Here is an 11,442-nt window from a genome sequence, read left to right on the forward strand (position 1 = left end):
GCGTCGGGGGCTCAGCCGATCTGGAAGGTGGGCTTGAAGTCCGACTCCTGCTCACCGATGACGAAGCTGCCCGCCGGGCTGATCACGAAACCCGCCTGATTGCGCCCGTCGATGCATGAGGTGGTCACCCCGTCGGTGCCGCAGCTCACCGTCTGATAGCTGAGCCGCGAATTCGGCGGCAACGGCTTGGGGTTCTCGACGACGGCGAAGACCGGGGCCGGCGAACTGGCGAACCCGGGTACTCCCGGCCCGCCGCTGACCAGGTTGGCCCCGTTGGGCGCGGCCGGGATCGGTCCGCTGCAGCCGTAGCTACCGTTGCGCTGAATCACGCAGGTGATGCCGTCGGGGACGCTGAACGCGTACCAGGTCTTGTCCATCACCGCGTATTCGGAGGTCTTGACCGGTGCGTACGCGTTGACGTTCGGGGCGGCCGGCGCGGGCTCCGGCTCAGCTTGCGCGACCCCTGGCACGCTCATCACCGCCGCTCCCGCGGCGCTCACCAGGCCAATCACCACTCTGCTCAGCACGCCGCCACCCTAACCTGGGGCGAGTGGACGGTCCACCGCTCCGGGGCGGGGCTGGGGCTACTTGCCCTGCCCGCAGGCGAGGTCGACGTAGACCGTCGTGTAGCGGACGCGCTCCTCGGTGTTGCCCCGCGGCGCGGCCTTGAGTTCGGTGATGTCGCGGCCGGGACGGACCGCCTTGACGTTGCAGTCACTGATCGACCCACTGCCGACGCGGGACAGGATGACTCGGTAGCCCTCGTCCTCCAGCTGCTTGATGGTCTGCTGGGCCGACCCTGTGCCACCCGGCGCAGCGGCGGCCGGGGCTGCCAGCGCGCCCAATGCCAGACCGGCTCCCACGGAGGCGATGGCAACAGTTTTCCAGATGTTCATCATTGAATTACCTGGCCTTTCTCTTGCTGAGGTAGTTCCAGCCTAAAGAGCCATTTCACCAGGGTCCATCAACTCATATTGAACACATACGAATTACTGCATACGGCTCGGCCGTCAAAGAATATTCAGGGCTAATTCATATTTTTTGCATGGGCGGCAAGCGTCTCCGGCGCGACGTCGGCGGCGAGCGGGAGCCGCACAGTAAACACCGTGTGACCAGGCCTTGAGTCGACCGCGACGGTGCCCTGGTGGGCCTCGATGATCGAGGCCACGATAGCCAGCCCCAACCCGGTACTACCCAATTCCCGCGACCGTGATTTGTCCGCCCTGACAAACCGGCCAAAAAGATTCGGCAACAATTCTGCATCAATTCCGGGGCCGTCATCGACGACCGTCAATTCGGCGAATTCTCCGGCCTCGGTCAATGCAATGGTGACCGTCACACCGGGCGGTGTGTGTATCCGGGCGTTCGTCAACAGATTGCTGATCACCTGATGCAGCCGGGCCAGGTCTCCGCGCACCCACAGCGGATCGTCGGGCAGCTCGGCCACCCAGTGATGTTCGGGTGCGCCCACCGCCACGTCGTTGATCGCGTCCACCACCAGATCGCTCAGGTCGATGTCGTCGGTCTCCAGTTCCTGACCTTCACTCAATCGCGACAACAGGAGCAGGTCGCTGACCAGCCCGGTCATCCGCCGCGCCTCGGCCTCGATGCGGGCCAGGGCATATTCGGTGGTCGGCGGCAGGTTCGCGCTGTCCTGCCGGGTGAGCTCGGCATAGCCCTGGATCGCCGCGAGTGGCGTGCGCAGCTCGTGGCTCGCATCGGTGAGGAACTGTCGCGTGCGCCGGTCGGAGTCGGCCAGCGCGGCCAGCGCGCTGTCGACGTTGGCCAAGAGCTGGTTGAGCGTGTCCCCCACCAGGCCGACCTCGGTGTCCGGATCGGTGTCCTTGTCCCGCACCCGTGTCGTGATGCGGTGATCTCCACCGTCCAACGGCAATTTCGCCACCTTGGCCGCGGTGGCCGCCACCCGGCTCAACGGCCGCAGTGCGTAACGCACCACCGCGACCGTGCCCAACGCAGTGACGATCAGGGCGATGACGATCATCACCCCGACGGTCACCGTCTTGCGGGCGATCACCATGTTGGCGCTGTCCAGCGACACCCCGGAGACCAGCATGTCGCCGTTACCCGCAGGCAGACTGGCCAATCGATAGGAGCCCAGCACCGGAAGCTTCACCGTGCGGGGCTGCTCGTCGCTCCAGTCGTACTGATCGAGAGCAGCGGTCACCGCTGCCGGCGCGGGGTGCGGCTCACCGTCGGAGAACACCGCCGACTGGATCACCTCGCCGTCGTGCAGCACCGCGATCAGGTTGCCCGGAGCCTGTCCGACGAACGCCGTGAGCGCCTCGGTGTCGGACGCGAGCTCGTGATCGGTCCGGCTCTCCCGCCATTTCTCAAGGGAATGGCTGAACGCCGCCAACGACCGCGACACCTCGGTGTCGCTCATCGTCGTCACATAGGTGTGCAAGCTGTACACGGACAACGCGCCGACGGCGAACAGCACCACGGTGACGAGCGCACTGACGCCCAGTACCAATTGCCGGCGCAGTGAGCGCGGCCCCCAACGCCTGGGCGGCATCAGTGGGTCACGAGGCCGGGCGCAGCATGTAGCCGACGCCACGCACGGTGTGGATCATCGGTTCGCGGTCGGTATCGACCTTTTTGCGCAGGTAGGAGATGTAGAGGTCGACGATGCTCGACTTTCCGCCGAACCCGTAGTTCCACACCCGGTCGAGGATCTCGGCACGGCTCAGCGCACGGCGCGGATTCCGCATCAGGTAGCGCAGCAGCTCGAACTCCGTCACGGTGAGGTTGATCGGCTCACCGCCACGGGTCACCTCGCGGCTGGCTCCGTCGAGCACCATGTCGCCGACCTTGAGGGTCTCGTCGGCCGGCGGTGTGGTGTGACTGGAGCGGCGCAGCAACCCACGCAGCCGGGCCACCAGCTCCTCGAGGCTGAACGGCTTGGTCATGTAGTCGTCGGCACCCGCGGTCAGGCCGGATACCCGGTCAAGCACCGAATCCCTGGCGGTCAGGAACAGCGTGGGCGTGTAGCCGTCGGCCTCACGGACCCGCTGCAGAATCTGCAACCCGTCGATATCGGGCAACATGATGTCGAGGACCACGACGTCAGGTTCGATCTCGTCGAACTTGGCCACGGCATCATGGCCGTTGTGGGCCACGTCGACCTCCCAGCCCTCGTAGTGCAGGGCCATCTTCACCAGGTTGGTCAGCGCCGGCTCATCGTCGACCAGCAGTACGCGAATCGCAGACCCGTCGGCGCGATGGATCTTCGGCAACTGTCCGAGGATGGCCTGGCGCGGTTGCTGGGCACGGGGGGAAACGGACATCGTCGTCATATTTCCATTGTGCGGAGTACACAGACCGTTGTCACGGAGTTCATATGGAGTTCTAAGGGAATGCCGTTCACCCACCGGTCCCTATGACTCACATCACCTTCATATGAAATGGTGATCCAACCGAGATTCGGTGCAATGCATATCTTTTCGAAACAATTTGGTGAACACTTGGTGCCGCACCACTGATGTGCCAAACGGTTTTCCCTGCACACCAGTCATATTCACCGAATGACACACCAATGAAACATTTGGGTTCTCTATGCATGGCACAAACTTCCTTGCGCCTGCTTACAGCGATAAATACTCTCGCCCATAGCAATTGGGTGTTGCCGAGCTACATCTGAACTCAGCCGGCTTGTGTCGCGCTGTGCTCCAACACCTTTCGAAGTTGTTCACCGACAACGGCGTCAATAACTTTGCGCGGACCTGCAACGCGGCGGGTCCGCGCATGACCATCTCCACACGGAGGAGTGCAATGCAGCAAACGACTGATTTCGCAGAACGGGCCCGGGCCGTTCTGCGATACGACCTACCCGCCTCGCTGGTGGTGTTCCTGGTCGCCCTGCCGTTGTCCCTGGGCATCGCTGTGGCCTCCGGCGCCCCGGTACTCGCCGGGATCATCGCCGCGATCGTCGGCGGCATCCTCGCCGGCGCCCTCGGCGGGTCCCCGCTGCAGGTCAGCGGCCCCGCGGCCGGCCTCACCGTGGTGGTCGCCGGGCTCATCTCGCAGTTCGGCTGGGCCGTCACCTGCGCCATCACCCTGTGCGCCGGCGTGCTCCAGATCCTCTTCGGACTGAGCCGGGTGGCACGCGCCGCACTGGCCATCTCCCCCGTCGTGGTGCACGCGATGCTGGCCGGCATCGGCATCACCATCGCCCTGCAGCAGATCCACGTGCTGCTCGGCGGCAGCTCCAACAGCTCTGCCTGGGCCAATGTCACCGAACTGCCAGGTCAGCTGATGAACGCCCACGGCCACGGCGTCATCCTGGGCGCACTGGTGATCGCGATTCTGGTGGGGTGGCGCTGGGTGCCTGCCCCGATCAAGAAGGTTCCCGGTCCGCTGGTGGCCATCGTCGGCGTCACCGCACTGTCGTTGCTGCCGACGTTCGGTGACGTCACCCGCATCCAGATCAACGGCTCCCTGCTGGACGCGCTGGCCCTGCCCAGCCTGCCCGACGGCAACTGGGGCGCGTTCGCCGCAGGCGTCCTCACCATCGCGTTGATCGCCAGCGTCGAGAGCCTGCTGTCGGCCGTGTCGGTCGATCGCATGCACACCGGACCGCGCACCAACTTCGACCGCGAGATGATCGGCCAGGGCACGGCCAACATGGTCTCGGGCGCCATCGGCGGCCTGCCCGTCACCGGCGTGATCGTGCGCAGCTCGACCAACGTCGCCGCCGGCGCCCGCACCCGCGCCTCGGCCATCCTGCACGGCGTCTGGATCCTGATCTTCGCGGTGCCGTTCGCCGGTTTGGCCCAGATGATCCCGACCGCCGCACTCGCCGGCCTCCTGATCGTCATCGGCTGCCAGCTGGTCAAGCGTGCTCACATCGAAACCGCCAGGCGCACAGGCGACCTCGCGGTGTACGCCGTCACGGCAGCGGGTGTGGTGTTCCTCAACCTGCTCGAAGGTGTGCTGATCGGCCTGGCGCTGGCGGTCGCACTGACCGTGTGGCGGGTGGTGCGCACCAACATCGTGTCCGAATCCACCGGCGAGAACACCTGGCGCGTCGCCATCGAAGGCTCGTGCACCTTCCTGTCCCTTCCGACGCTCACCAGCGCACTGGGCAAGGTGCCGACCGGCTCGTCGGTGACCGTGGAGCTGTCGGTCGACTTCATCGACCACGCCGCGCACGAGACGATCGAAGAGTGGCAGCGCCAGCACGTGGCCACTGGCGGCACGGTCGACATCCACGATGTCGGCGCCGTCGAGATGGCCAGCGCGGTGGCCGGGCCGCCGATGCGCGGCTTCACGCCGTTCGACAAGCGTTCCGGCGTGGTGCCGTGGAGCTCGTGGCAGCGCGAGGAGGTGTCGTCAGTCCTGCACGGCCTGGCCGCCTACCACCGTCGCACCGCCCCGGTGCTGCGCCCGCACATGCAGGAGCTGGTGCACGCCCAGCGGCCCGAGACGCTGTTCCTCACCTGCGCCGATTCGCGGGTGGTGCCCAACGTCATCACCAGCAGCGGGCCGGGTGATCTGTTCACCGTGCGCAACGTCGGCAACATGATCCCGGCCGGCCAAGCCGACGCGTCGATCGAGGCGGCCATCGCCTTCGCCGTCGACAAGCTCGAGGTCAGCTCGATCGTGGTGTGCGGACACTCCAGCTGCGGTGCGATGACCGCGATGCTCGGCAAGACCGACGCGGGTGACAAGCATCTGGAATCGTGGCTGGCCCATGGCAATCCGTCGATCGAGGCGTTCGACGACGGCCGCCACCCGGTGGCGCAGTCAGCGGCGGAGGCCGGCTTCGGCATGGTCGATCAGCTGTCGATGGTCAACATCGCCGTGCAGGTGCAGACGCTGCAAGCTCACCCGCTGGCCCGTCGCGTCAACGTCATCGGCCTGTTCTACGACATCGCCAGCGCCGGCGTGTTGCGGGTGACGCCCACCCACATCGAGACCCTGGCCGACGCTGCGTAGGTAGGTTCCCTTCCCCTGGCACCGCGAGCGTGCGTGTCTGCTGCCCGACACACCGGATTTCGGCAGCAGTTCACGCACGCTCGCGGTGTTTGTCTGGGTGAGATGTCCTCGGCAACTTCGTCAAAGCTCTTGACGGTCCTGGCGGGCACCTTGAGCTGGGAGAGCATCCCGAACCAACTTCGGCGCCCGGCGCGTGGACGGCCGTGCCCCGCCGGTGGCGATCTCACGTCGCACACTCGCGCCGCGCGAGCGTGCGCCAAGCGCCGACAGAAAGAACCGCGAGCGGCGTGTCGGGCAGCAGACACGCACGCTCGCGGTGAAAAGGAGGTGAAATGGATCAGTAGTGACCGGGGCCGCGGCCGGCCATGTCCTCCAGGCGGCGGATGCGGTCGTCGATCGGCGGGTGCGTCGAGAACAGCTTGCCGATCCGCTCACCGGCCCGGAACGGGCTGGCGATCATCAGGTGCGCCTGATCGGCCAACTGGGGCTGCGGAGGCAGCGGTGCTGCTTCGACGCCACCGGAGATCTTGCGCAACGCCGACGCCAATGCCAGTGGATCACCGGTTAATTCGGCGCCGGACTGGTCGGCCTGGTACTCACGCTGGCGGGACACCGCCATCCGCACCACCGTGGCCGCGATCGGGCCCAGCAGCGAAACCAGCAGCATGGCAAGCGGATTCGTACCCTCACGGTTACCGCCGAACATCCCCGCGAACATGGCCATATTGGCCAGGGCGGTGATCACCGACGCCATCGCGCCTGCCACACATGAGATCAGGATGTCGCGGTTGTAGACGTGGGAGAGCTCATGCCCGAGAACCGCACGCAACTCACGCTCGTTGAGGAGCTGCAGAATGCCGGTGGTACAGCACACCGCGGCATTGCGTGGGTTGCGGCCGGTGGCGAATGCGTTCGGGTTGGCGGTGTCGGAGATGTATAGGCGCGGCATCGGCTGATGCGCCGTGGTGGCCAACTCCCGGACGATCCGGTAGATCTCGGGCGCCTGCACCTCGGTGATCGGCTGGGCGTGCATCGCGCGCAGCGCCATCTTGTCGCTGTTGAAGTACACGTAGACGTTCATGCCGACGGCGAACAGCACCGCCAGGTACATCACGTTGCGGCCGAACAACGAACCGACGAACACAATCAGCGCCGAAAAACCGACCAGCAACAGGAATGTCTTGATTCGGTTCGCGTGCGGGTTCCACGTCATCGCAGTTTCCTCCTAGGCAACTACTCGGCAACCATCGCTGATTAAACGCTCAGTTACCGTCCGTGGTTCCGGAATCAGCCGTGACGGTTGACCGTGTAGTCCACGAGAGTGGCCAGCGCGTCACGCCCCGGCCCGGCCGGAAGGCTGGCCAGCTCGTCACGGGCCTGCGTCGCGTACTCGGCCACTGTCTCCTTGGCGCGCGCCATCCCGGTCGACCGGCGCAGCAGGGTAAGCGCCTCGGCCACGTCCTCTTCCCGCTCCACGGGGGTGGCCAGCAACTCGCGCAGCCGGTCCGAATCCGGCCCCGACTCACGCAGCGCGTACAGCACCGGCAGGGTGTGCACGCCTTCGCGCAGGTCAGTGCCCGGAACCTTGCCCGATTCATCGGGATCGCTGTCGATGTCGATGATGTCGTCGGAGATCTGGAACGCGGTGCCCACGATCCCGCCCAGCCGGTGCAACCGCTCGACCTGCTCGGCATCGGCACCAGAGAACGTCGCGCCGAACCGTCCCGATGCAGCGATCAGGCAGGCGGTCTTCTCGTAGACCACCTTGAGGTAATGGTCGACGGAGTCGGCATGCTCGGCCGCGCCGCGGGTCTCACGCATCTGACCGGTCACCAATTGGGCGAATGTGTCAGCAATCACACGCACGGCGTCCGGTCCCAGCCGGGAAACCAGCCGCGAGGCCGTGGCGAACAGATAGTCACCCGCCAGGATCGCGATGTTGTTGCCCCACCGGGCGTTGGCACTCGGTGCCCCGCGCCGCATCTGGGCCTCGTCCATGACGTCGTCGTGATACAGCGTCGCCAGGTGCACCAGCTCGATGACCGCACCGGCGATCGCGACGTCCGGATCGTCGGGCCGAGGCCCCAGGGACGCCGCGAGCACGGTGAACAGCGGCCGGAACCGCTTGCCACCCGCCTGGAACAGATGCTGGACCGCCTCGGCCATGAGCTCGTCGGCTTTGCCCAGCTCGTCAGACATCAGTTGTTCGATCCTGGCGACGCTGTCCCGGACGTCGGCGGCGAACGCCGCGTCCCCGAAATCAACGCCTGCCACCACAGTCGCTGGTGTCCTCATTCGTCCAACATACTGGGAGCAATGGATATCAAGTCAGACGTGGTCGTCGTCGGCGCGGGACCGGCCGGGTCGGCGGCCGCCGCGTGGGCGGCCCGAGCCGGTCGTGACGTGCTCGTGGTCGACGCGGCACAGTTCCCCCGGGACAAATCCTGCGGCGACGGACTCACGCCGCGCGCCGTTGCCGAACTGGAACGTCTCGGCATGGGCCCGTGGCTCGACACCCGGATCCGGCACCACGGCCTGCGGATGTCGGGGTTCGGCGCCGACGTCGAGGTGGCGTGGCCCGGGCCGTCGTTCCCGTCCACCGGGAGTGCGGTCCCGCGCACCGAACTCGACGACCGGATCCGCTCGGTCGCCGCCGACGACGGCGCCAAGATGCGCTTGGGCGCCAAAGTGGTTGGAGTCAACTATGACTCACGTGGACGGGTCGAATCTGTGCAGCTCGACGACGGCGCCACCATCGGCTGCAACCATCTGATCGTCGCCGACGGAGCCCGTTCCACTCTGGGCCGCGTGCTGGGCCGCACCTGGCACAAGGAAACCGTGTACGGCACGGCTATCCGCGGCTACCTCGCCACGCCACGCGCCGACGAGCCGTGGATCACCTCGCATCTGGAGCTGCGCTCGCCGGAAGGCCAGGTGCTCCCCGGCTACGGCTGGATCTTCCCGCTGGGCAACGGTGAGGTGAACATCGGTGTGGGAGCCCTGGCGACGGCCAAGCGTCCCGCCCACGCGGCTCTGCGGCCGCTGCTGTCGTATTACACCGAGTTGCGTCGCGAGGAATGGGGATTCTCCGGGGAGCCACGGGCCGCGCTGTCGGCGCTCCTGCCGATGGGCGGGGCGGTGTCCGGGGTGGCCGGGCCCAACTGGATGCTCGTCGGCGATGCGGCAGCGTGCATCAACCCGCTCAACGGCGAGGGCATCGACTACGGGCTGGAAACCGGCCGGTTGGCGGCCGAGCTGTTGGGGTCCGGCGACTATTCACAGGCCTGGCCGGCACTGTTGCAGGACCACTATGCCCAGGGCTTCTCGATCGCCCGAAGGCTGGCCCTGCTGCTCACGTTGCCGCGGTTCCTGCCGGCCTCCGGACCGCTCGCGGTCCGCTCGTCGTTTCTGATGAACATCGCCGTGCGGGTGATGGGCAACCTGGTCACCGAAGAGGACGACGACTGGGTCGCGCGGGTGTGGCGGGGTGCGGGTCTGGCATCGCGTCGCCTGGATCAGCGCAAGCCGTTCAGCTGATCGCCGTCAATCTCGGCTAATCGCGGTTGAGCATCCAGATCCGGGTGGACAGCGCGGTCGCGAAGGCACACCACAGCGGATAGGGCGTGAGGATGGCGCCGGGGGCACCCTGGGCCTGCACCGCACGACGGGTCAGATCCGCACTACTGGCGGTCAGTGCCGCGGCGGTGACAGCCGCGGCGCCGAGCCTGCGCTGCGAGAAGAACACCCATGACCATGCGGCGTTGACGGCGAGATTGCCGGCCAGCGCGACCGTGTAGGCGCGAGCTTGGTCCTGGCGGCCCTCGGTGCGCAGCCGGTCGATCGTGCGGGCCGACACCACCGCGATACCGGTGTACAGGATCGGCCAGACGATCGGAAAGGCTTGTCGCGGAGGCTGAAAGGACGGCTTGCGCAGCTGCTCGTACCAATGGGACTGGGCGGGCCGGCTGGCCAGGCCGCCGACGAGCGCAGTGGTCAGTGCCGCGGTGGCCGTCTTGGCCAGAGTGATCGGTCGCATGGGCGACTACATACCCGGATTGCCTGGTCCGCACACGTGCGCGTCAGTCGCCGATTTCTACGTCTGGGTCGCGACGAGCGACTCCGAACAGCCCTTGGGTCGAAATCGGCGTGCCTGAGAGGGCTAGGCGGCCGAGTCAATCCGCGTCAGCGGTACTCACACAGGTAGGCGGTCTCAACCTCGACCCGGACCTGGAACTTGCTGTCCGCGGGCACGGTGAATTGTGTTCCGGCCGCGAAGGTTTCCCACTGCTCGCTGCCGGGCAGCTTGACGGTCAGCGCGCCGGAGACCACCTTCATGATCTCGAGCTGGGAAGTGCCGAACTCGTACTCGCCGACAGCCATGACGCCCACGGTCGCGTTTCCCTCCGGCGTGGCGAAGGCGATCGATGCGACGTCGCCGCCGAAGTACTCGTTGACCTTGAACAATGCCGCTCCTTGAATTCGGGTGAGCGGCCAGGATAGCCGGGCGAGGAACCGCCGCCGCCGGCTACACCACGTACTTGAGCACCCCGAGCATCGCGTTCTCGTCTGCCGGCTCACGGGTGCACCGCTCGAGGCCGGCCCGCAGCGCCGACGGGTCCATCCCGGTGCCGATCAGCACCAACTCGGTGCCGCTCGCGCGCCGCTTCTCGAAACGCAGCGAGCTGCCGACCAGCTGCAGCAGGAAACGCTGGGCGCCGAAGTCGACGAACCCCTTGACGCGGTACAGGCCAGCAGGGCGGTCCCGCAGAAACTCCATGAACAGGCGCGGGTTGACCGCTGCGTCGGTGCGGAAGTCGACGCTCTGATACTGGGGATGGTCGTGATCGTGCTCGTCGTGCAACAGCTCGCCGAAGGACAGCTGGGCCTGCGGCGTCCGCTCCGGCGGGTCGATCAGCAGCTGGGGATCGATGCGGGCGAAGTCGGTGGGCAGCAGCGGAACCCGGGGACTGAACTCGCGGATCTGCGCGAGCAGGCCGTCGACGTCGGCGCATGAGGACGCCTTGTTGAGCACCACCAGATCGGCGACCGGCAGCCCGTGACTCAGGTCGGGTTGCAGGCCGTCGAGGACCAGAACCAGGCCGGCGTAATGGAATCGCGGATCGTCGACGGTGACGATGGTGCGGGCGAGTGAGGCCGGTTCGGCTACGCCGCTGGCCTCCACGACGATGAGATCCAGCCGGGGTTTGACCGCCGCGAGCTTGCCCAGCATCTCGCCGACTTCCTCGCCGTCGACCGCACAGCAGATACAGCCGTTGGACAGCGACGCCATCGCATCGACCTGCCCAGCCACCAGCATGGCGTCGATGTTGACCGCGCCGAAGTCGTTGACCAGGGCACCGATCCGGACGCCGCGGCTGTTGCGCAGCAGATGGTTGAGCAGCGTGGTCTTGCCCGAGCCGAGATGCCCGGCGACCGCCAGCACGGGTACCGATCCGGTGGACGTCACCGGGCCATCGTAGGTTT

General features: G+C 66.6%; 11 protein-coding genes. 2 read left to right on the forward strand and 9 right to left on the reverse strand.

All coding sequences use genetic code 11. The annotated features are described in order from the left end of the window. Positions 1 to 11: 11 nt before the first annotated feature. The 4 genes from AB0876_RS19850 to AB0876_RS19865 form a co-directional block, all read right to left on the reverse strand. On the reverse strand, positions 12 to 527 hold the full coding sequence (locus AB0876_RS19850) for a hypothetical protein (protein ID WP_526042730.1): 516 nt from the start codon (positions 525 to 527) through the stop codon (positions 12 to 14). 57 nt (positions 528 to 584) lie between these two features. Continuing rightward, positions 585 to 899 carry a hypothetical protein gene (locus tag AB0876_RS19855; protein WP_491841800.1) on the reverse strand — a complete coding sequence of 105 codons (315 nt, stop codon included), beginning with the start codon at positions 897 to 899 and terminating at the stop codon, positions 585 to 587. Positions 900 to 1,027: 128 nt separating this feature from the next. Next, positions 1,028 to 2,536: a sensor histidine kinase gene (locus AB0876_RS19860; protein ID WP_526042731.1), complete on the reverse strand. Its 1,509-nt coding sequence runs from the start codon at positions 2,534 to 2,536 to the stop codon at positions 1,028 to 1,030. 7 nt (positions 2,537 to 2,543) lie between these two features. Further along, positions 2,544 to 3,317, reverse strand: a complete 774-nt coding sequence (locus tag AB0876_RS19865) for a response regulator transcription factor (protein ID WP_003883610.1) — start codon at positions 3,315 to 3,317, stop codon at positions 2,544 to 2,546. Positions 3,318 to 3,792: 475 nt separating this feature from the next. On the opposite strand from AB0876_RS19865, the gene AB0876_RS19870 reads away from it, so the two are divergent. Next, on the forward strand, positions 3,793 to 5,958 hold the full coding sequence (locus AB0876_RS19870; protein ID WP_064886843.1) for a SulP family inorganic anion transporter: 2,166 nt from the start codon (positions 3,793 to 3,795) through the stop codon (positions 5,956 to 5,958). A 337-nt stretch (positions 5,959 to 6,295) separates the two neighbouring features. Here AB0876_RS19870 and htpX read toward each other — a convergent pair whose 3' ends face one another. Together htpX and grcC1 are read right to left on the reverse strand one after the other, a co-directional pair. Continuing rightward, entirely contained in the window at positions 6,296 to 7,171 is an 876-nt protein-coding gene (gene htpX, locus AB0876_RS19875; protein ID WP_491841803.1) for a zinc metalloprotease HtpX, read from the reverse strand. 74 nt (positions 7,172 to 7,245) lie between these two features. Continuing rightward, positions 7,246 to 8,253, reverse strand: coding sequence for a nonaprenyl/(2E,6E)-farnesyl/geranylgeranyl diphosphat synthase (gene grcC1 / locus AB0876_RS19880; protein WP_418008562.1), 1,008 nt, complete (start codon positions 8,251 to 8,253; stop codon positions 7,246 to 7,248). A 21-nt stretch (positions 8,254 to 8,274) separates the two neighbouring features. Here grcC1 and menJ point away from each other — a divergent pair, with 21 nt between their 5' ends. After that, complete coding sequence (menJ, locus tag AB0876_RS19885) at positions 8,275 to 9,495, forward strand: menaquinone reductase MenJ (protein WP_491841804.1); 1,221 nt, start codon at positions 8,275 to 8,277, stop codon at positions 9,493 to 9,495. A 16-nt stretch (positions 9,496 to 9,511) separates the two neighbouring features. Here menJ and AB0876_RS19890 read toward each other — a convergent pair whose 3' ends face one another. The 3 genes from AB0876_RS19890 to AB0876_RS19900 form a co-directional block, all read right to left on the reverse strand. Beyond that, positions 9,512 to 9,994: a TspO/MBR family protein gene (locus AB0876_RS19890; RefSeq protein ID WP_526042732.1), complete on the reverse strand. Its 483-nt coding sequence runs from the start codon at positions 9,992 to 9,994 to the stop codon at positions 9,512 to 9,514. Between the two features lie 146 nt (positions 9,995 to 10,140). Beyond that, positions 10,141 to 10,422, reverse strand: coding sequence for a pyrimidine/purine nucleoside phosphorylase (ppnP, locus tag AB0876_RS19895; RefSeq protein ID WP_526042733.1), 282 nt, complete (start codon positions 10,420 to 10,422; stop codon positions 10,141 to 10,143). Between the two features lie 61 nt (positions 10,423 to 10,483). Next, positions 10,484 to 11,425 carry a CobW family GTP-binding protein gene (locus tag AB0876_RS19900; protein ID WP_526042734.1) on the reverse strand — a complete coding sequence of 314 codons (942 nt, stop codon included), beginning with the start codon at positions 11,423 to 11,425 and terminating at the stop codon, positions 10,484 to 10,486. Positions 11,426 to 11,442: the final 17 nt, after the last annotated feature.

Source organism: Mycobacterium sp. NPDC049093 (assembly GCF_040704635.1).
Classification (GTDB): domain Bacteria; phylum Actinomycetota; class Actinomycetes; order Mycobacteriales; family Mycobacteriaceae; genus Mycobacterium.

Excerpts from the sequence above, each read along its gene's own strand:
- htpX (WP_491841803.1), bottom strand. The coding sequence starts at position 7,171 with ATGACGTGGAACCCGCACGCGAACCGAATCAAGACATTCCTGTTGCTG.
- AB0876_RS19855 (WP_491841800.1), bottom strand. The coding sequence starts at position 899 with ATGATGAACATCTGGAAAACTGTTGCCATCGCCTCCGTGGGAGCCGGT.
- menJ (WP_491841804.1), top strand. The coding sequence starts at position 8,275 with ATGGATATCAAGTCAGACGTGGTCGTCGTCGGCGCGGGACCGGCCGGG.
- AB0876_RS19870 (WP_064886843.1), top strand. The coding sequence starts at position 3,793 with ATGCAGCAAACGACTGATTTCGCAGAACGGGCCCGGGCCGTTCTGCGA.
- AB0876_RS19865 (WP_003883610.1), bottom strand. The coding sequence starts at position 3,317 with ATGACGACGATGTCCGTTTCCCCCCGTGCCCAGCAACCGCGCCAGGCC.
- grcC1 (WP_418008562.1), bottom strand. The coding sequence starts at position 8,253 with ATGAGGACACCAGCGACTGTGGTGGCAGGCGTTGATTTCGGGGACGCG.
- AB0876_RS19860 (WP_526042731.1), bottom strand. The coding sequence starts at position 2,536 with ATGCCGCCCAGGCGTTGGGGGCCGCGCTCACTGCGCCGGCAATTGGTA.
- AB0876_RS19890 (WP_526042732.1), bottom strand. The coding sequence starts at position 9,994 with ATGCGACCGATCACTCTGGCCAAGACGGCCACCGCGGCACTGACCACT.